The sequence below is a fragment of the Ochrobactrum sp. XJ1 genome (genome assembly GCF_024701725.1).
GTDB lineage: Bacteria > Pseudomonadota > Alphaproteobacteria > Rhizobiales > Rhizobiaceae > Brucella > Brucella anthropi.
Genome location: NZ_VDGD01000005.1, coordinates 363,900 through 384,225 on the forward strand (window position 1 = coordinate 363,900; position 20,326 = coordinate 384,225).

Sequence of the window (20,326 nt, forward strand, 5' to 3'; positions counted from 1 at the left end):
CGTCATGCAGCAGAAGGAGATGACAGTCGCACTGGCGATTGCTTCGGCATGTGCAAAACCAGTGTTGAGTGCCAATGCGCGGGAACTGGCGCGCGATGCCATTTTAGATACCTTGGCCTGTATGGTGGCAGGCCGTGACGACGTCAGCACGAAAAGCGTTGTGAAAGCCTTTGCAGAATTCAGCGCTGGTGGAACTGCTTTGTTGGTTGCGGGAGGAACAGGCAGCCCGATGTTCGCTGCGCTGGTCAATGGTACAGCAGCGCATGCGCTCGATTTCGACGATAATTTCCTGCCCGGTATGAGCCATGCCTCGGCGGTGATCGTGCCCGCTATCCTGGCGCTGACCGATTTAGATGAAACCGCAGGGGGGCGTCTGATCGACGCCTATCTGGCAGGACTGCAGGCGCAGGCGCTGGTAGGCGAGGGCCTGGGACAGGCACATTACACAGCTGGCTGGCACGGAACCTCAACCGTGGGGAGTATTGGCACTGCTGTCGCCACGGCTCATATGCTCGGTCTCGACATCGACACGACCACACAGGCGATCACTATCGCTGCCAGTTTCGCATCCGGCACGAAAGGTCAGTTCGGCACGCTGATCAAGCCGTTTCATGCGGGCATGGCCGCACGCAATGCTGTTGAGGCTGTATTGCTCGCAAAAGCTGGAATGGAGGCACGGCACGATATTCTGGAAGGGGAGCAGGGTATTCGTGAGTTATTTGCAGGGGATCCACGTCTCGGTTGGGATATCGATGATATCCTCACCGATAAGGCGCATGTGATTGAAACGGCCGGTGTCATGCCGAAACGGCACCCTTGCTGTGGGTCAACCCATATGATCGTCGACTCATTGCTTGATCTTAAGGAAGAGCACGGGTTTGATGCCGAGGATGTTGTGGCTGTAGATACATTGGTTGGGATCGCGAACTATCGCAATCTCGCATATACGCAGCCGACCGACCAGATGCAGGCACGCTTCTCAATGCAATATTGCGTCGCACGCGCCTTGCGGCAGGGACATCTGGCACTTGCAGATTTCACCCCAGAGGCTGTGGTTGCTTTCCGGGACGATCCACTGCTCGATGTTATCGCCATGCAAAGTTATTCGATGGAGGAAGAACGGGTATCAGCGGAAAAGCTGCCGCATGTCGCAACCGTTACACTGAAAAACGGACGTGTTTTGCAGGCGTCGCGCAGCTTCGCTGTTGGTACTCTGCAGCAACCTTTCAGTGCCGATGACCGGACGCGGAAATTTCTGGATTGTTGTGCGGCGATTCCGGCCGCAGATAAGATCTTTTTGGATTTGCACGGTCTTGACGATGCGGCAAACCTGAAAGCTGCCGCGGCACTTTTTCCTCGGCCTTGATGTCTTAACTCGGCGCAAGACTTCCGGCGTCGTGGCCACTTTTCTGGGAAACCAGTTGTGAGGCGCGGCGCCAGAAGAGTTCCGCCTGTTTGTTCCTGAATTGGAGTGTTCGGTAAACACGGATTTCGATCAACAAATCGGTGTTTGTTTCACCGGCGCGGACCAGTACGCCGCGCTTCAATTCATCGTCGACAAGGCTTTCCGGTATCCATGCAACACCGTGTCCGGAGACCGCCATTGCCTTGAGCGCAACAGACATTCCGTTTTCGTAAACAGTGTTCAATTGGAAGCCATGTTTCTCAAACAGCCAGGGCAGAGCGAGAGAAAAGAACGAGTTGCCACGATAGCTGAGGAAGTCGATCGGTAGCGACTTTTCCTTCAGGCTATGCAGGGCCTGTCCATTCGGCGTGGGGGCAGAGACCGGAATGACCCTTTCGGTTCCTAATGATAGGAAGGGGTAGTTGCCAAGATCGTCCATCTGCGGAACAGCGGGATGCGCATAAGTCAGGAAGAAGTCGCAATGCCCGCTGACGAGTGTGGAGATATTACCGACGAACGATGAATGCGGATCGGCAAAACGGGCACGGAATGAAGCCCCAGAAGCTTCAATCTGTGCCATCCAATGCGGGAAGAATGTGAGCGACAACGTGTTGAGTGTTGCGAAAGAAATGATTTCCCACGTTGCGCTGTAGCCATCGCTGACACTCTTGCGAGCACTGAGCAACATTTCGAGAGCATCTTGTGCCCGCGGAAGAAAGCATTCTCCTGCCTTTGTCAGGCTTATTGGGTTGGATGACCGATCGACTAGTGGCAGACCAACCCAGTCTTCCAGTTGCTTGATGCGCTTGCTGAGAGCGGACTGCGTGATATTGCGGTCACCTGCAGCACGGGAGTAGCTCCTGTGTTCCGCGAGGCTGACGAAATCTTCCAGCCATTTTAGTTCCATAGTCTGTACCAATGCATCGGATAAGCGAAAATGATCCCGCCCTGATCTGTAACGCGATCCGGCTCGATTAAGTTAGAACCCATCCGATGTTCTTGATCAAACGATAATCTGACTGATAGTAATAAACAGATAGAATTACCCACCTGATTGCCTTTACATCGAGTCGCGTACGCGCTCCCATGCCTTGGTCAAATGGCGTCCCAATACTTCAGACAGTCGGGTCGCGTCGCGGGCTTCCAGCGCCTCGATCATTTCTCGGTGCTCAGATACAGCCGCCGCCCATTTCTCGGCGCCTTCGTGGCCGACGAAACGAATCCGTTTCAATCTCGTCTGCAGCATCTGGTGAATGTCAGCCAGCGTGGGGTTCTGGGCAAGGCGAACGATGGCGAGATGAATCTGCTGGTTCAGTTTGTAATATTGCAGTCGGTCAGCATGCTTGTAGCGTTCGATCATTTCATCGTGCAGCGAACGAACCTCGGCGATTTCCTTGTCGGTCGCAAGCTCGCAGGCGAGTTTCCCAGCAAGTTCTTCCAGAGTACGCAGGACGGTGAGCATGTCCCTGACATCAGCTGCACTGAACCGTTTCACAACAGCACCGCGGCTTGGAACAAGCTCGACGAGTCCCTCGCTGGCCAGATACTTGATCGCCTCACGCAACGGTGTCCGGGACACGCCGAGTTGTTCTCCGAGCTGGCCTTCATGCAGGCGCGTGCCTGGCTCCAGCTGCCCTTCGATAATCATGTCGCGCAGATGGTTGACGAGCATATCGTGCAAGGCAGTGCGGCGGAACGCTTGTGAGCCGTTGTCGGCTTGCCCGGTTTTCTGAATTTCGTCCATCGGCCTTTTTCTCAAAGAGTGGTTTCGAATCCTCATCGCACCAACTGAGGCGAAGATGGCTGGCCAGCTTTCAACCGTCAACATAAAATGCTGCATACAGAATACAAAATGCTTGCGTCGTACGGAGGGCTGTCCTATGAATGCTGTATACAGAATGCAGACGAGGAGGATGCTAATGACCGTTACTGGCGCTGAACCGAGCGTGATCGCGCTTGCAATGGGGGATCCAGCTGGTGTCAGTCCAGAGCTGACAGCCCGTCTGCTCGCTTTGCCGGATGTCAGAAAAGAAGCGCATATCATCGTCTTCGGTGATCGCCGCATTCTGGACGAAGGTGCGTATATCGCAGGTGTTAAACTTGATCTGCAGGATGCCAACCTCGAAAATGCACCTAACATGCCGGTCGGCAAACACGTCTTCGTTGACTTGAAGAATCTCGATCCGAAGGATGTTGTGCGTAGCGAAGCCACGCTGGTTGGCGGAACTTTCGCAACCCAGAACTTTCGTACCGCACTGAAATTTGCCGATGCTGGACATGCGCAGGCTGTTTGTTTTACGCCGTTCAACAAGCAGGCGATGCGGTTCGCTTATCCGGGTTACGACGACGAAATCCGCTTTGTTGCCGATGTGCTGAGCTTCACAGGCAAGGTGCGTGAGTTCAACGTTCTGGAGAAAGTCTGGAACGCGCGCGTGACGTCGCATATTCCGCTCAAGGATGTAGCCTCGACCCTGACTGTTGAAGGAATTCTCGCCGAGCTGGAACTGGCTTGGGCGTGCCTGAAGAAAGCGGGATACGACAATCCGAAGATTGCAGTGGCCGGGCTCAACCCACATGCCGGTGATGGCGGCAGCTTTGGCATGGAAGAAATCGACATTATTGAGCCTGCTGTAAGGGCAGCGAAGGCCAAGGGTTTCGACGTCGATGGCCCGTTTCCGGCTGACACAGTGTTCCTGCGTGCGCTGAAAGATGATTTTCAGGCGGTGCTGACCATGTATCACGATCAGGGTCAGATCGCGATGAAGCTGATGGGCTTCGACAAAGGTGTGACAATGATGGGCGGATTGCCATTCCCGCTTTGCACGCCGGCCCATGGAACAGCGTACGATATTGCTGGAAAGGGCATCGCCGACGTGGGAGCCACGCGCGAAGCGATCCTGCTCGCGGCACGAATGGCGAAAAGAGCAGCAGCACTTTCAGACGCTGCCTGATTTTTGTCATTTTGACACTATCGGCATGGGGGGAGGCCCATGCCGCTTAACTGGGAGGATAGACCATGAAGAAGTCTTTGCACATTGCCTGCCTGGCAGCAGGAGTGGCAATAATCGCATCATCCGCTCTGGCATTCGAGCCGACACGGCCGGTGGAGTTTGTCGTGACTGCAGGACCGGGCGGCGGCACAGATATTTTCGCGCGTACGATCCAGTCGATCATCGGCAAGTATGACCTGATGAGTGCGCCAATCGTCGTCACAAACAAGGGCAGCGCGGGCGGAGCAGAAGGTTTTGTCTACACTGCCGGCTATAAGGGCGATCCATACAAGCTCGCTTTCGGCACGAACAACGCCTATCTTTTGCCGGTGCGCGCAAAGGTTCCTTATAAATCGGCAGATCTGGTCCCAGTTTCGGCACTGGCTTCGGATGAATTCATTCTTTGGGTCAACGGAAAGTCTGAATTCAAGACAGCCGCAGAGTTCATCGCCAAGGCGAAAGATGATGCGGGCCTGAAGGTTGGCGGCAGCCAGTCCAAGGACGTTGACCAGATTTTGACATCCATGATCAACGATGCCACGGGCTCGAAACTCGGCTACATCCCGTTCAAAAGCGGTGGCGAAGCTGCCGTCCAGCTCGCGGGGGAGCACATTGCTGCCAACGTCAACAATCCCAGCGAGAATCTTGGCCAATGGCAGGCAGGCATGGTGAAGCCGCTTTGCGTTTTCAAGGGCGAAAAGCTCAAAGGTGACGGCAAGATTGCTGGCGATATGGGGTGGAGCGATATCCCAACCTGCAAGGAAGCGGGGATTACAATCGAAAATTACGCCATGCCGCGTACTGTATGGCTTCCTGCGGGCGTTGATCAGGACGTCGTTGATTACTATGCAGGCGTACTCAAGAAGGTTGCCGAAACACCTGAATGGGCGAAGTATCTTGCCGATAGTTCGCAATCTGCCGCCTATATGAGCGGTAATGAACTCTCATCCTTTATCAAGAACGATGAAACAGCGGTAACGGCCGTGCTGAAGCGTGAAGGCTGGCTTGCCAACTGACGTTTCGTGTATTTGTGCAGACGCCGCCGGCGTCTGCACCATTCATTGAAGGAGCTTATCCAATGAGTGACAAAGGCGAGGCCGGAATTTCCCGCTTCATCGTCGAGGCGAGCGTAGCTCTTTTGACGGGTGGGTTGGGAGCGGTGGTCTGTTATGGCTCACTACAGGCTGGTACAGGCTGGACGGAAATGGGCCCGGATGCAGGTTATTTTCCGTTCTACATCGGGCTACTGATCATGTTCGGAAGCACGGTCAATCTCGTTCTGGCATTTGTAAAACATCGTGGTAGCGGAGAAGTATTCGTTGAACTCTCTCGGTTGAAACCTGTTCTCGGTTTCGCCTTGCCGCTGGTTGCCTTCGCTGCCATATCGACGGTTCTCGGACTATATGTCGGTACCGCGCTCTACATCGCTGCAGCGATGATGTTTCAGGGGCGCTACAAATGGTGGGCTTCATTGCCAGCCGGTATTGCCGTTTCCCTCTTCTTTTTCGTCATTTTTGAAATCGGCTTCAAGGTTCCGCTCCTTAAAGGTCCGGTGGAGGCTTTCTTCGGCATTTATTGATACCGGAAAGTCCGATGTCTTGGGAGGAAAGACATGGAAAACTTCAGTCTCCTGATGGATGGCTTCGCCCACATACTCAGTTTCAATCATGTTTTGCTGATGATGCTGGGTGTAACGCTTGGAATTTTGGTTGGTGTCCTGCCGGGATTGGGTGCGCCCAATGGTGTTTCCCTGCTTTTGCCACTGACTTTTACAATGGACCCCATCTCCGCGATCATTCTGTTGTCCTGTATGTATTGGGGGGCATTGTTCGGTGGATCAACCACGTCCATTCTTTTCAATATTCCGGGCGAGCCTTCGTCCGTTGCCACCACTTTCGATGGATATCCGATGGCGAAGGCCGGACATGCGAGCCGCGCCCTGACGCTGGCATTCGTTTCGGCTGGCATCGGCGCGCTGGCTGGTGTGGTGATGATTACACTGCTCTCTAGTTGGGTTGCCAATTTCGCCCTGCGATTTTCATCGCCAGAGTATTTCGCTGTTTATTTTCTGGCTTTCGCCAGCTTTATATCCATGGGTGCTCAATCGCCCTTCAAGACGCTCGTTTCCATGATGATCGGTTTTGCCTTTGCCTCGGTGGGCATGGACACTATCTCCGGCAATTTGCGCCTGACATTTGAAATACCGGAACTCATCAAGGGTATCTCCTTTCTGATTGCAGTGATGGGCCTGTTCGGGATCGGCGAACTGTTGCTGACGACGGAGGAGGGGCTGCGCTTTGATGGCATCAAGGCACGGGTGCGTCTCGGTGAGATCGGGCGCACGCTACTGGAGATACCGCGTTACTGGTTCACGCTTGCACGCTCAACGCTGATCGGTATCTGGATGGGCATAACGCCCGCCGGACCAACGGCTGCATCCTTTATGAGCTATGGCGTGGCTCGTCGTTCTGCCCGCGATAAATCGAAGTTCGGCAAGGGGGACCCGCGCGGTATCGTGGCTCCGGAAACCGCTGACCATTCTGCCGGTACATCTGCGCTTCTCCCCATGCTGGCACTTGGTGTTCCGGGTTCGGCTACCGCTGCTGTGATGATGGGCGGCCTAATGATCTGGGGCCTCACTCCCGGCCCGACATTGTTCACGGATCGCCCGGATTTCGTCTGGGGTCTGATTGCATCCATGTATCTCGGCAATATTGTCGCCGTTATTCTGGTCATTGCGACCGTGCCGCTCTACGCATCTATTCTGCGCGTGCCGTTCTCGATCATCGGGCCGATCATTGTCGCGGTCATTTTCTCCGGCGCTTATCAGGTCGCCAACTCGATAACCGACGTCTGGCTGGTGATCGCATTTGGCGTGCTGGGCTATATCTTCAAGAAACTCGACTATCCGCTGGCACCGTTGGTTCTAGCCATGGTTCTCGGAGACAAGGCAGAAGATGCATTCCGTCAGTCGATGATGATGTCCAGCGGTCAGCTTTCGATATTCTGGTCGAATGGCCTGGTTGCATCGCTGATGACGCTCGGCGTCTTCCTGCTTGTTTCACCCGCCATCTTCTGGGGCATTGGCAAACTGCGTAGCCGGAAACCCGAAATTCCCTCCGGTAACGGCAACGTGGCCTGATGTCGATGGATCACGCAAAAGAACAGGAATGTAAGTTGCAACAGACGATTTCCAAATGGACACGCGAAACCTGGCCAATTGCAGCAGCGATGATCCAGTATCCCAATATGCTGCCGGACGGCAGTTCGGTGCAGGATCAGTCGGTGGAAGATTGGGCCCGCACTTTGTCCGATGTTGCGGATGCAGGGTTTACCGAACTTGATCCGACCGACAGCTGGCTGCGACTGGCTGACTTGTCATCGATTCGTCTCAGTGAATTTATGGCGGTCGTCAAATCGCTCGGCTTTACTATTCCTGCAATTTCGACGTCGCGACGCAGCGTGATCGACGCACAACACGGCGACGAATATCTGGCTTATGGTCACAGGGTCATCGACACCGCTAAGGAAATTGGCGCGAGCTGCGTTTCCTTCGGGCTTTTTGAACCGCTGACGGACGCTCAAAAACAGGCATTGTGGTTCTGGACGGTCGATGGTGCTAAGAACCCGGACGATCCGGCTGTGTGGAACAAGGCTGTTGAGCGAATTCGTGAACTCGGTCGCCATGCGGATGAGCTTGGTATAGAGCTGTCGCTTGAAATGTACGAAGATACCTATCTTGGCACTGCGGACAGTTCAGTCCGTTTCGTTGAGGAAGTTGGCCTCGACAATGTCGGGATCAATGCCGATCTTGGCAATCTCATCCGTCTGCACCGTCCGGTCGAACATTGGCAGAAGATGATGGAGAAGGTGGCGCCTTACGCAAAGTTCTGGCACGTCAAGAATTACACCCGTACGGAAGACCCAGCATCCGGTGTGACCGTCACGCATCCAGCTCCCCTTGAAAGCGGGATCATCAATTATCGCACAGCTATCAGGATGGCGCTGGATCACGGTTTTGCCAGCCCCTTCTTATGCGAACATTATGGTGGCGACGGGCTCTCCGTTTCGGCTACAAATCGTGACTACCTGCGCCGCATCCTGCCACGCGGCTAATGACCCAGACCAAGGACTGTTTCAATGACGACGATTTTCGACGCGCCGGAGGAGTTTGCCTCGACCGCTCTTGCCGGGTTTGCCAGTATCTATAACCGCTATGTTCGCCACGTGCGTGGCGGCGTTGTTCGTTCCACAAAGGTGCCTCAAGGTAAAGTTGCTGTGGTTGTCGGAGGTGGCTCGGGTCATTACCCGGCATTTGCTGGTTACGTCGGGCCGGGCTTGGCGGATGCAGCAGTTGCTGGTGACGTATTTGCTTCGCCTTCCACTGCGGCAGTGGCGCGCGTCTGCCGACAGGCGCACAAGGGCGGCGGTATTCTGCTGGGATTCGGCAATTACGCCGGAGACGTTCTTAATTTCGGCGTTGCTGCCGAACGCTTGCGTGCCGAAGGTATTGATGTCCGTATCGTACCCGTAACCGACGATGTGGCTAGCGCTCCGGCTGATATGCATGAGAAGCGGCGCGGCATTGCCGGAGATCTGGTTGTGTTCAAAATCGCGGGTGCCGCTGCCGAAGCCGGTCTGTCACTGGACGAAGTCGAACGGCTGTCACGCCACGCGAACGCGAACACTGTCTCCTTTGGCGTTGCCTTCAAAGGCTGCACCTTGCCGGGCGCACCGCACCCGCTCTTTACGGTACCGGAAGGCCAGATGGCGCTTGGTCTCGGCATTCACGGCGAACCGGGGATCAAGGAGGAGGCGATCCTGCCTGCCTCCGGTCTGGCAAGCCTGCTGGTGGAAAAACTTCTGGCGGAACGTCCAAAAGGAACGCAAAAAGTTGGCGTTATCCTGAATGGCCTCGGTGCGACCAAATACGAAGAACTGTTTGTCCTGTGGACGGCGATCGCATCGCTGCTGGAAAAAGCCGGTCTCGATACTGTAGCACCGGAAGCGGGTGAATTTGTCACCAGCCTTGATATGCAGGGCTGTTCACTGACCCTTCTTTGGCTCGATGACGAACTCGAGCGCTACTGGACCGCAGCTTGCGATACTCCGGTTCTACGTCGCGGCGAAGCGATCGCAGTCGAGCCTGCGAACAATGTCATTGCCAACGAGGATGCAGCCCCCGATTTTGCTAAGGCGGATGAAGCCGGGCGTGCCGGTGGCGTTTGCATTCAGGGAATTTTGCACGCCGTCGCAGACGTGTTGGTCGAGGCTGAAGAAGAACTGGGCCGCATCGATGCCTTCGCCGGCGACGGTGATCACGGTCAGGGCATGCGACGTGGCTCTGCAGCTGCAAAAGATGCAGCTGATCAGGCCGTCAAGGCTGGGGCCGGGACCGCAAGCGTATTGGCTGTTGCAGGCGATGCCTGGGCAGATCGGGCCGGAGGGACCTCCGGAGCTCTGTGGGGGCTTCTGTTGCGCTCGTGGAGCGCGGAGCTCTCCGATAATGGCAACATTGATGATGGTGCAGTCGTTCGCGGTGGCAGGCGCGCGCTTGATGCCGTAACAACCCTCGGCCGCGCGAAACCCGGCGACAAGACATTGGTGGATGCATTTGTGCCTTTCGTGGAAACGCTCGAAAACGCATTTGCATCGGGAAAACCACTTGCTGATGCATGGAAACAAGCCGCTGAAGTCGCCAAGGTGGCTGCGGAAGCGACAGCTCCGCTTACTCCGAAACTCGGTCGGGCAAGACCGTTGGCAGAAAAGAGCATTGGCCATCCCGACGCAGGCGCCATTTCACTGGCTCTGGTCGCAGAAATCGTCGGCAAGAAACTGAAAAGCTGAATTGTCAATCAGGCGGGCTGGTTCGAAGCCGGCCCACCTGACAGGCATTAAATGATTGTCTAAATAGCAATCAGGACGGGAGGATCTGGTAGAAATTATCAAGTTTTCCCGGCTTTGAGTGGGCTACCAGCATGACCAGTTTTTCCTGATCGAACACGCGAAACCAATCTTCCCATTCCACGACTTCAAGACCGCCAGCATCCAAGGGTCGTTCGACATCGGCGACGAATTCCGGTTCGAAAACAATTCGCAAAACGGGCACTGCATCGGGGTCTATGGAAGTGCTGACAAAAGCCGGGTTTCCATTGCGAGCGGCCACCCAGTCCCGAATGGCTTCATGCGTATCTAGGGTGATCGTTTCACTCATCGGGAGCATTCCTCTGGTTGCTATCATTAAGGGCATCTTTGGCTCGGCTGGCGGACGAGTCAAATGCAAGCTTTCGTAATGTGCCATGATATTCAGATAGGTCCGCCCAGGTTTCTGAAAAGACACTGCTCCGTTCACTTTCTTCATGAATCTGCAATCGGGGTGAAATCTTTCAGTCCATCCTGTTGACGACGGCTGTGCGTTCATTCATGTCGTAAACCGACTATCTGCTGTTACAGCTTGGAAATCCCCAAAATGACTGAACGTCTCTCTCTCGCACGCGACCGCATCAATGTTCTTCTACTGGAGGGCATCAATCAAACGGCCGTCGATTACTTCAAAGCTTCCGGTTACACCAATGTCACGCATCTGCCGAAGGCGCTGGATAAAGCCGATCTGATTGAAGCGATTTCGTCTGCGCATATCGTCGGAATTCGTTCGCGGACGCAGCTGACTGAAGAGATTTTTGCCGCGGCTAACCGCCTGATTGCAGTGGGTTGCTTCTCGGTTGGAACTAATCAGGTTGAATTGAAAGCTGCCCGCAAGCGCGGCATTCCGGTCTTCAACGCACCATTTTCGAATACCCGTTCGGTCGCAGAACTGGTGATTGGCGAAATCATCATGCTGATGCGCCGGATTTTCCCACGCTCCGTCTCCGCACATGCAGGCGGTTGGGACAAAACGGCAAACGGCAGCCGCGAAGTGCGCGGCAAGACGCTTGGTATCATCGGTTATGGCAATATCGGTTCGCAGGTCGGCAATCTGGCCGAAAGCCTCGGCATGACGGTGCGCTACTTCGATACTTCCGACAAGCTGCAATATGGTAATGTCAAACCGGCTGCGAGCCTCGATGAGCTGCTGAAGATTTCGGATGTCGTCAGCCTGCACGTGCCGTCCAACAAGTCGACTTCGAAGCTGATTACCGAAGCGAAACTGCGCAAGATGAAGAAGGAAGCCTTTCTCATCAACAATGCGCGCGGTACGGTTGTTGATCTGGAGGCTCTGGCGAAGGTTCTGCAGGAAGGTCACCTTGCAGGCGCTGCCATTGACGTGTTCCCGGTTGAACCAGCCTCCAACAACGACAGGTTTGTCTCCCCGATTCAGGGGCTGGAGAACGTCATTCTCACACCGCACATCGGCGGATCGACAGAAGAAGCGCAGGAACGTATCGGTTTGGAAGTCACCAGAAAACTGGTCGAATATTCTGATGTCGGTTCCACGCTGGGCGCTGTCAACTTCCCGCAAGTCCAACTGCCGCCGCGTCCCACAGGTACGCGCTTCATGCACGTGCATGAAAACCGCCCGGGCATCCTCAACAGCCTCGTGAATGTTTTCTCGACGCATAACATCAACATCGCCAGTCAGTTTCTGCAAACCGATGGCGAAGTGGGTTATCTTGTGATGGAAGCAGACGGCGTCGGTGAGGCCAGCGAAACGGTTCTGCAAGCCATTCGCGAAATTCCCGGCACGATCCGGGCCCGTCTGCTCTATTGAGTGTATTTCGCAGCGCCAACTATCTCTGGCGCTGCGATTTCTCAAAACGTTTGATGAGGCGGTCTCGACGCAATCGCGAGAGGCGCTGAATCCAGAAAATACCGTCGAGCTGGTCTATTTCGTGCTGATGGCAAACGGCGAGCAAGCCTTCCGATTCCTCGGTTTGCTCGGTGCCACTCAGGTCTTGATGGCGAATTTTGATGCGGGCGTGGCGCTCGACGTCGTCGACTACGCCCGGCATCGAAACGCTACCTTCCTGATGATGGATTTTTTCGTCCGAAGCCCAGACTATTTCCGGATTCACATAGAATTTCGGGCTTGGCTCGGTCGGTAGTTCTAAAACCACCAAACGTTTCGATATGCCGACATGTGGCGCGGTGATACCGATGCCCGGTGCTGCGCGCATTGTATCGAGAAGATCGGTGCCTAATTCCTGCAAAGCGCTGTCGAACAGGGTGATCGGCTCGGCAATAGCGCGCAGTCGTTTATCCGGATAGCATACAATCGGGCGAACAGTCATCGGACCTCACATTCTGCACGCGGATAGACCTCGTATCCGCACACGATCTTTTGGCCGATTTTCACTGTGACTTGCAAACACTATCGCAGGTGACCGTCACAATCCTCGCGCTATAACGAGACGCTGTACGTCGCTGGTGCCTTCGTAAATCTGGCACACGCGAACATCGCGATAAATGCGCTCAACCGGATAATCAGCAAGGTAACCGTAGCCGCCATGAATCTGGATCGCGGCGGAGCAGACCTGTTCTGCCATTTCGGAGGCGACGAGTTTGGCCATTGATGCTTCGGTCAAGCAGGGTTTGCCCGCCTCGCGCAGCGCAGCTGCATGGAGAACCATCTGACGGGCTGTCTCAATCTTCGTTGCCATGTCGGCGAGTCTGAAAGCGACGGCCTGATGCTCGATAATCGGCTTACCGAATGTAATGCGCTCTTTGGCGTAAGCGCATGCAGCTTCGAACGCTGCGCGAGCCATACCGACTGATTGTGCCGCAATGCCGATGCGTCCGCCTTCCAGATTGGCAAGCGCGATTTTGTAGCCCTGGCCCTCATCGCCCAGTCGGTTCTCTACTGGGATGCGCATGTTGGTGAAAGCGAGCGCACAGGTATCCGACGAATGCTGGCCGAGCTTGTGTTCCACGGAAACAACTTCGTAGCCCGGAGTATCGGTCGGCACGATGAAAGCCGAAATGCCTTTCTTGCCTGCCGATGGATCGGTGATGGCAAAAGCGATCACCACGCTGCCATTCTTGCCCGATGTGATGAACTGCTTGGAACCGTCGATCACGTAATGATCGCCGTCGCGGCGTGCACGGGTTTTAAGCGCAGACGCATCCGAGCCGGCCTGTGGTTCGGTCAACGCGAACCCGCCGATCCATTCACCGGCTGCCATCTTGGGCAAAAAACGCTTTTTCTGTTCTTCGGTGCCGAAACGCAGGATCGGAACGCAGCCGACGGATGAATGGACCGAAACGATGGTCGAACATGCCCCATCGCCCGCAGCAATCTCTTCCAGCGCCAGAGCGTAGGCAACCGTACCGAGATTGGAACCACCCCATTCTTCCGGCACCAACATTCCGAGAAAACCAAGCTCGCCCATTTCGGCGAGCTCCGCGCGTGGAAAAGCGTGCTCCCTGTCACGTGCGGCGGCACCCGGCGCGAGCCGTTCCTGCACGAACTGCCGGGCGGCATCGCGAATCTGCTCCTGCGTATCGCTCAAGAGCATCAGACGATCCTCTCGATACCAACCGCAGTCGCTTCGCCACCGCCCAGACAGATGCCAGCAACACCGCGCTTCAGACCATGGGTTTCAAGGGCTGAAAGCAGGGTGACAAGTATGCGCGCCCCTGACGCGCCGATGGGATGGCCAAGGGCGCAAGCGCCACCATGAATGTTGACTTTGTCGTGCGGTAGATCAAGATCACGCATGGCCGCCATGGTTACCACCGCAAAAGCTTCATTGATCTCAAAGAGATCGACATCTTTCAGGTTCCAGCCGATTTTCGCTGAAAGCTTGTTTATGGCGCCGATCGGGGCGGTCGGGTAGAGATTCGGCTTGTCGGCATGGGTCGCATGGCCGACCAGAACCGCACGTGGGGTGAGGCCGCGCTTTTCCGCTTCGGAAGCGCGCATGAGGACAAGGGCTGCCGCCCCGTCCGAAATCGAGGAGGAGTTGGCAGCCGTCACGGTGCCGGCGTCACGAAATGCCGGGCGAAGGGTGGGAATTTTGTCCAGTTTCGCCTTGCCGGGCTGCTCATCAATGGAAATTTCAACTTCACTACGTCCAGCTTTCACTGAAACGGGGGTAATTTCGGCGGCGAAAAGGCCGTTCGTGATAGCATTCTGCGCACGTGTCAGAGAGGCAATGGCGAACTCATCCTGAGCTTCGCGAGTAAACTGGTAGGCTTCCGCGCAGTCTTCGGCAAAGGTGCCCATCAGACGACCTTTGTCATAGGCATCTTCAAGCCCATCGAGGAACATATGGTCGATAATCTGGCCGTGTCCCATACGATACCCACCACGTGCCTTTGGCAGCAGATAGGGGGAGTTCGTCATGCTCTCCATGCCGCCGGACACGATGACATCGGCAGAACCTGCCAGCAGCAGATCGTGCGCCAGCATGGTTGCCTTCATGCCTGAGCCGCACATCTTGTTGACCGTCGTTGCGCCGGTGGAAACAGGTATCCCGGCCTTGATCGAAGCCTGACGCGCCGGAGCCTGTCCCTGACCCGCAGGCAGGACGCAGCCCATATAGACATCCTCTACTGCTTCTGGTGCAAGACCCGCGCCCGCAAGTGCGCCGCGAATGGCGGCGGCACCAAGATCGGTCGCCTGGGCGTTGGCAAAATCGCCCTGAAAGCCGCCCATGGGAGTACGCGAAGCACCGACAATGACAATAGGATCGCTGTTGGACATGATTGTTCCTCGTTACTTTGCTGCCATGCGAAGTGCGCCATCCAGACGGATGACTTCACCGTTGAGCATCTGGTTTTCCACGATGTGGCGGGCAAGAGCCGCATATTCGTCCGGGCGACCGAGGCGAGGCGGGAAAGGCACGGAAGCGCCGAGGGCATCCTGCACTTCCTGCGGCATGCCCGCCATCATCGGCGTGGCGAAAATTCCAGGCGCAATGGTCATGACGCGGATGCCATATCGCGCAAGCTCGCGCGCCACAGGCAAGGTCATGGCAGCAACGCCGCCCTTGGAAGCGGAATAGGCAGCTTGCCCAATCTGGCCGTCAAAGGCTGCAACCGACGCCGTGTTGATGATGACGCCACGTTCTCCGCCTTCACCGGGCTCGTTCTTTGCCATAGCTTCGGCAGCAAGGCGCAGCATGTTGAATGTGCCAATCAGATTGATCGAAATTGCGCGCGTGAAGCTTTCCAGCTTATGTGCGCCGTCGCGACCGAGAACTTTTTCGCCCGGTGCCACACCCGCACAATTGATGAGTATATCGACGTGCCCGAAAGCCTCAAGCGCAGCCGCGATGGCAGCCTTGCCATCCGCATCGCTGGTGACGTCGGTGCGATGAAAGTTCGCCGCCGAACCAAGCGTCTTGGCCTGCGCTTCGCCAGCTTCCGCATTTACATCGAGAAGCATGACTTTGCCACCGGCATTGACGGCCATTTTCGCAACTGCTGCACCGAGGCCAGAGCTTGCGCCAGTAATCAGAAATACCCGATCCTTAATCTGCATAATCTTGTCCTCAGGCCTTCGTCTGTTGCTGTTTGTCGATTTCCGCCTTGCGCAGGAGGAACCGTTGGATTTTTCCGCTTGGTGTCTTGGGAAGCTCGTTCACGAAATCGATTTCGCGCGGATAGGAATGGGCGGAGAGCCGCTTCTTCACGTGCAACGCCAGCTCATCCTTCAGTTCATGCGTACCTTCGAAACCGGGTGCAAGAATAACGAATGCCTTCACAATTTCCGTTCGTTGCGGGTCAGGTACGCCGACGACCGCTGCTTCGTTGACGGCTGCGTGTTCAAGAAGGGCGCTTTCGACATCGAAGGGTCCAATGCGATAACCTGATGATGTTATAACGTCATCGGCACGGCCTATGAAGCTGATCGAACCATCCGGCTCGAATTCCACTGTATCTCCGGTGCGATAGTAACCGTCCGCAATGGCTGGTGTTTCCTGCTTGTAATAGCCGGAAAACCAGAGAAGCGGCGATTTTGCAATATCGACAGCAAGAATGCCGGGCTGATTAGGACCGAGCTCATTGCTCTGTTCATCCAGAACGGCGATGCGATAGCCGGGCATTGCATAGCCAGCCGAACCGTGTCGAACGGAATGTTCAAGGCCGTGATGATTATTCACCACCATGCCGAGTTCGGTCTGGCCGTAATGATCGTAAATCGGTGCGCCAAGATATGCGTCGAACCAGCGAATGACTTCCGGGTTAAGCGGTTCTCCGGCACTCGACACCACACGCAGGCGACCTTTGACACGTTTCGCAGCTTCCGGTCCCTCGGCCATTAACAGACGGAAGGCAGTCGGCGAACCGGCAAGGCTGGTGACGCCAAGACGCTCGATAATGTCGTAGGTGCTTTCGGCGGTGAAACCACCTTCGTAAAGCGTGGTTGCCATGCCAAGCTGCAACGGACCAGTCACAGCATAGTAAAGGCCATAGGCCCAGCCCGGATCGGCAATGTTCCAGAAGATATCGTCGGAACGCAGGCCGATGGCTTCGCGCATATAGGCACCGAACGCCGATAGCGCATAAAGCGGGACCGGTACGCCTTTGGGCAGGCCAGCGGTGCCGGAAGTCGACATCATCATGAACAGATCGCTGCCCTTGCGAAGCACCGGCGCGCAGTCAACTGAAGCAGAAGCCGCTGCCGCGCGAAAATCGATGTCGCCGGCTGGTAAGTCTTCGCCGGGTGCCAGCACGATTGCGACTTTGGAGCAGTTTTCAACTTCTGTCAGCTTGGAGCGGTTAGCCGTGTTGGTGACGACCAGTTTTGCGCCGCTGGTTTTCAGGCGGTGTTCGATTGCTTTTGGGCCGAAAGCGGTGAAAAGCGGCTGATAAATAGCGCCGATACGCCATGCGCCGAGAATGGTTGCAATGAGTTCTGGTGTGCGCGGCAACAGGCCGGCGACCACGTCACCAGCGCCGACACCTGCATCTTTCAGTACATTGCCGACACGAGCGGCCATATCGCGCAGGTTCTCGAAGGTAAATTCGGAAAGTTCGCCATTGGCTGCAATCGCGCGCAGGGCTACGCGATTATCACCCGTATGCCGGTCGCAGCATTCAATACAGGCATTCATGCCTGTTTCAGGATTGCCGTGAAGCTTTGCAATGGCATCTTCGATGCGAAATTGCGCGACGGCATCATCATAACGCATCAATCGCGCTGAAACGGACGTTTCAGTCATCCAGTATAACCTCCCTGACCGCCACCTCCTCGTGGCCAACCATGCCTAAAGGTTAACGCGTCACGCATTGCAAACAATGACATTAGATGCATTAATGTGTGATCGATTTTGCAACATAGAGAAGCCATGGAACGCCATAATATTGCACCGGGCTTTGTCGAGGATGCGCTCGAAAGCGTGCGTGTCCGGGGCATGGATACGGCTGCCCTGATGGCGAAGATTGGCCTGCCGGAGACAGTGACAGAACCCGTCACTAATGTGGAATATGGTCGTTTGTGGTGGCTGATTGCCGAAACGATCAACGACGAATTCTTTGGGCTGGCTGCAAGGCCGATGCGCCCCGGCAGCTTCAATCTGCTTTGTCATGCCGTGCTGCATGCTGGCACGCTGGAACGGGCTTTGCGACGGGCTTTGCAGTTTCTCAATGTAGTGCTGGATGATCCGCGGGGCGAATTGCGGATCCGCGATGGCATGGCCCATGTCGTTCTGACCGATGCCGGGCACCCGAGACCTGCCTTTGCTTATCGTGCCTATTGGCTGATCCTGATGGGTGTGGTCTGCTGGCTGATCGGGCGACGTATTCCGTTGCGGACGCTCGACTTTGCTTGTCCGGCACCGGTCCACCGTCAAGACTATCACAAGTTCTTCGGAGCGCCGGTCCTGTTCGACCAGCCGGTGACGCGACTGGTTTTTTCATCGTCTTATCTATCACTGCCGATCATTCGCAGCGATGTAGCGCTGGACAGTTTTTTACGAGAAGCTCCCGCCAATATTCTGATCCGCTATCGTCATGATAATGATCTTTCCGCAAGGGTACGCGCACAATTGAATGCTTTGCCAATCACAGATTGGCCTTCTTTTGAAGAGCTCGCGAAGGGACTTGGCATGTCCGTACCGACCTTGCGACGCAGGCTGCGCGGGGAGGGGCAGAGCTTCGGCACGATCAAGGATGAGTTGCGGTTCGTTATTGCTGAAAGGCTTTTGCAGGAAAACAGGTTGAGCGTGGCGGAGGTGGCTGCCGAACTTGGCTACAGTGAGCCGAGCGCCTTTTATCGCGCCTTCCATAAATGGATGGGGCAAAGCCCTGGGCGGTTTCGGACAGTACAACAGGAGGAATAAAAATGCCGGACGTTAAGTCCGGCATTTTGTCGCTTGGGAGGCAGTATCAGTCTTCCTTGATCATGCTGTCCTTGCTCGTATCCCGCATACGCAGATAAACGATAAGGGAAATGCCGATCATGATGGTGACGTACCAGTAGAAGCCGCGTTCCCAGCCACCATTCTTGAAGCTTAGTGCAACATATTCGGCAGTACCACCGAAGAGAGTGTTGGCCAGTGCGTAGGGCAGGGCTACGCCGAGTGCACGGATATGCGCCGGGAAAAGTTCCGCCTTCACCACAGCGTTGATGGAGGTGTAGCCGGTGACGATGATGAGCGCACCCATGACCAGCAGACCAGCCGTGATCGGGTCGCGGGTCTGTTCCAGCGTCGTGAAAATCGGATAGGTGAAAAGAACACCTGCGGCGCCGAACGCGATCATCAATGGCTTACGACCAATCCTGTCTGACAAAGCGCCAGCGATGGGCTGCAGGCACATGAAGACGAAAAGGGTCACGGCATTGATCTGGCTCGCTACTTCACGGCTGAAGCCGGATGTATTCACTAGGAATTTCTGCATATAGATCGAGTAAGCGTAGAATGCGAGCGTACCGCCGGCAGTCAGAAGCATGACGAGAGCGGTTTCCTTCGGATGATGCTTGATAAGCGTCCAGAAACCGGACTTTGGAGTGTCTTTGGTCTTGGCGTTCTTGAAGCTTTCGGTTTCCGCAAGGCCGCGACGCAGCCAGAATACTACAACGGCAAGCAGTGCGCCGATGAAGAACGGAATACGCCAGCCCCAGGCCTCCAGTGCCGGGGTTTCCATGGTCGACTGAAGCACAATCAAAAGCAAGATTGCGAGAAGCTGGCCTGAAATGAGCGTGACATACTGGAACGAGGAGAAGAAGCCGCGACGATCCTTGCCCGCCATTTCCGACAGATAGGTGGCGCTAGCGCCATATTCGCCGCCGACTGACAGGCCCTGCATCAAACGTGCGAGCACGAGAAGGGCCGGAGCTGCGAGGCCGATGGTCTGGTAATCGGGCGTCAGTGCGATGATGAGCGAACCTGCACACATCAGCGTCACGGACAGTGCAAGACCCGCCTTGCGACCCTTGCGGTCGGCGTAAATACCCATGATCCACGCACCGATGGGGCGCATGACAAAGCCGACTGCAAAGACTGCGGCAGCACTCATAAGCTGCGCGGTCTGGCTTTCAGACGGGAAGAAGTGCGGTGCAAAATAGAGCGCGAATGCTGCGTAAACATACCAGTCGAACCATTCGACCAGATTACCGGTCGAGCCACCGATGATGGATTTCAGGCGGCTATTGGTGCTTTGCACTTCACTCCGTTCACTTGTAATTGAGACCATGGGTTGCTCCTTCCAATCTCTGGATTTTTGAATTTCACCCCTTGTTGTGGAACCGGATCAGCGAAACGGTTTCAGGGTGTTTTTCCGTCGCCATCAACTCGTCTCTCTGCACTTCCACTTGGGTTCGTGAGAGAAGGCTTGCTTGGCGCTGGTGAATAATCTCATTCCGCGCTCCGCTTCAGCTTCGAGCACGCAATATCAGTGACCCGGTCGATAAGAGCGGCTCTGGAAGTGATTGCGATGCGGGTGCTATATTGATGCGGTTCACGGTTAAGCTCCTCCCTTCGAAACTCCCTTTTCGAAGTAGCGCTAACATGCGGTAGCTGAACAATGATCACCAGAGAGCGAATTT

At 55.6% G+C, this 20,326-nt stretch carries 18 protein-coding genes; 9 read left to right on the top strand and 9 right to left on the bottom strand.

Going from position 1 to position 20,326, the window contains the following annotated elements; genetic code table 11:
• Positions 1 to 4: 4 nt before the first annotated feature.
• The gene (locus tag FG152_RS11425; protein WP_010661726.1) at positions 5 to 1,366 is read left to right on the top strand and encodes an MmgE/PrpD family protein; all 1,362 of its coding nucleotides are present in this window, start codon (positions 5 to 7) and stop codon (positions 1,364 to 1,366) included.
• Positions 1,367 to 1,370: 4 nt separating this feature from the next.
• On the opposite strand, the gene FG152_RS11430 is transcribed toward FG152_RS11425, so the two are convergent.
• Positions 1,371 to 2,312 carry a LysR family transcriptional regulator gene (locus FG152_RS11430; protein WP_010661727.1) on the bottom strand — a complete coding sequence of 314 codons (942 nt, stop codon included), beginning with the start codon at positions 2,310 to 2,312 and terminating at the stop codon, positions 1,371 to 1,373.
• A 153-nt stretch (positions 2,313 to 2,465) separates the two neighbouring features.
• Positions 2,466 to 3,149 (bottom strand): GntR family transcriptional regulator, encoded by a 684-nt coding sequence (locus FG152_RS11435; protein ID WP_010661728.1) that lies wholly within the window; start codon positions 3,147 to 3,149, stop codon positions 2,466 to 2,468.
• A gap of 175 nt (positions 3,150 to 3,324) precedes the next feature.
• On the opposite strand from FG152_RS11435, the gene FG152_RS11440 reads away from it, so the two are divergent.
• The 6 genes from FG152_RS11440 to FG152_RS11465 all read left to right on the top strand — a co-directional run bounded on the left by FG152_RS11440 (position 3,325) and on the right by FG152_RS11465 (position 10,242).
• The gene (locus FG152_RS11440) at positions 3,325 to 4,356 is read left to right on the top strand and encodes a 4-hydroxythreonine-4-phosphate dehydrogenase PdxA (RefSeq protein WP_010661729.1); all 1,032 of its coding nucleotides are present in this window, start codon (positions 3,325 to 3,327) and stop codon (positions 4,354 to 4,356) included.
• Between the two features lie 65 nt (positions 4,357 to 4,421).
• Positions 4,422 to 5,411 (top strand): Bug family tripartite tricarboxylate transporter substrate binding protein, encoded by a 990-nt coding sequence (locus FG152_RS11445; RefSeq protein WP_010661730.1) that lies wholly within the window; start codon positions 4,422 to 4,424, stop codon positions 5,409 to 5,411.
• Positions 5,412 to 5,473: 62 nt separating this feature from the next.
• Entirely contained in the window at positions 5,474 to 5,974 is a 501-nt protein-coding gene (locus tag FG152_RS11450) for a tripartite tricarboxylate transporter TctB family protein (RefSeq protein ID WP_010661731.1), read from the top strand.
• A gap of 33 nt (positions 5,975 to 6,007) precedes the next feature.
• Positions 6,008 to 7,537, top strand: coding sequence for a tripartite tricarboxylate transporter permease (locus FG152_RS11455; RefSeq protein WP_010661732.1), 1,530 nt, complete (start codon positions 6,008 to 6,010; stop codon positions 7,535 to 7,537).
• Complete coding sequence (locus FG152_RS11460; RefSeq protein ID WP_010661733.1) at positions 7,537 to 8,511, top strand: sugar phosphate isomerase/epimerase family protein; 975 nt, start codon at positions 7,537 to 7,539, stop codon at positions 8,509 to 8,511. Before FG152_RS11455 ends, FG152_RS11460 begins: the two co-directional genes overlap by 1 nt.
• Positions 8,512 to 8,535: 24 nt before the next feature.
• Positions 8,536 to 10,242, top strand: a complete 1,707-nt coding sequence (locus FG152_RS11465; RefSeq protein ID WP_010661734.1) for a dihydroxyacetone kinase family protein — start codon at positions 8,536 to 8,538, stop codon at positions 10,240 to 10,242.
• 70 nt (positions 10,243 to 10,312) lie between these two features.
• Here the strand turns inward: FG152_RS11465 and FG152_RS11470 are convergent, their stop codons facing one another.
• Positions 10,313 to 10,609: a hypothetical protein gene (locus FG152_RS11470; protein WP_010661735.1), complete on the bottom strand. Its 297-nt coding sequence runs from the start codon at positions 10,607 to 10,609 to the stop codon at positions 10,313 to 10,315.
• A 255-nt stretch (positions 10,610 to 10,864) separates the two neighbouring features.
• Between FG152_RS11470 and serA the strand changes: the two genes are divergently transcribed.
• Positions 10,865 to 12,103, top strand: coding sequence for a phosphoglycerate dehydrogenase (gene serA / locus FG152_RS11475; protein ID WP_010661736.1), 1,239 nt, complete (start codon positions 10,865 to 10,867; stop codon positions 12,101 to 12,103).
• A gap of 19 nt (positions 12,104 to 12,122) precedes the next feature.
• Here the strand turns inward: serA and FG152_RS11480 are convergent, their stop codons facing one another.
• The 5 genes from FG152_RS11480 to FG152_RS11500 all read right to left on the bottom strand — a co-directional run bounded on the left by FG152_RS11480 (position 12,123) and on the right by FG152_RS11500 (position 17,501).
• Positions 12,123 to 12,623: a peptide deformylase gene (locus FG152_RS11480; protein ID WP_010661737.1), complete on the bottom strand. Its 501-nt coding sequence runs from the start codon at positions 12,621 to 12,623 to the stop codon at positions 12,123 to 12,125.
• A 96-nt stretch (positions 12,624 to 12,719) separates the two neighbouring features.
• Entirely contained in the window at positions 12,720 to 13,847 is a 1,128-nt protein-coding gene (locus FG152_RS11485) for an acyl-CoA dehydrogenase family protein (protein WP_010661738.1), read from the bottom strand.
• Positions 13,847 to 15,037: an acetyl-CoA C-acyltransferase gene (locus tag FG152_RS11490; RefSeq protein WP_010661739.1), complete on the bottom strand. Its 1,191-nt coding sequence runs from the start codon at positions 15,035 to 15,037 to the stop codon at positions 13,847 to 13,849. Before FG152_RS11490 ends, FG152_RS11485 begins: the two co-directional genes overlap by 1 nt.
• Before the next feature lie 12 nt (positions 15,038 to 15,049).
• On the bottom strand, positions 15,050 to 15,817 hold the full coding sequence (locus tag FG152_RS11495; RefSeq protein ID WP_010661740.1) for a 3-hydroxyacyl-CoA dehydrogenase: 768 nt from the start codon (positions 15,815 to 15,817) through the stop codon (positions 15,050 to 15,052).
• Between the two features lie 10 nt (positions 15,818 to 15,827).
• Positions 15,828 to 17,501, bottom strand: a complete 1,674-nt coding sequence (locus tag FG152_RS11500) for an acyl-CoA synthetase (RefSeq protein WP_010661741.1) — start codon at positions 17,499 to 17,501, stop codon at positions 15,828 to 15,830.
• A 126-nt stretch (positions 17,502 to 17,627) separates the two neighbouring features.
• Here FG152_RS11500 and FG152_RS11505 point away from each other — a divergent pair, with 126 nt between their 5' ends.
• Complete coding sequence (locus tag FG152_RS11505; protein ID WP_010661742.1) at positions 17,628 to 18,620, top strand: AraC family transcriptional regulator; 993 nt, start codon at positions 17,628 to 17,630, stop codon at positions 18,618 to 18,620.
• 46 nt (positions 18,621 to 18,666) lie between these two features.
• On the opposite strand, the gene FG152_RS11510 is transcribed toward FG152_RS11505, so the two are convergent.
• Positions 18,667 to 19,974 carry an MFS transporter gene (locus FG152_RS11510; RefSeq protein WP_010661743.1) on the bottom strand — a complete coding sequence of 436 codons (1,308 nt, stop codon included), beginning with the start codon at positions 19,972 to 19,974 and terminating at the stop codon, positions 18,667 to 18,669.
• Between the last annotated feature and the right edge of the window lie 352 nt (positions 19,975 to 20,326).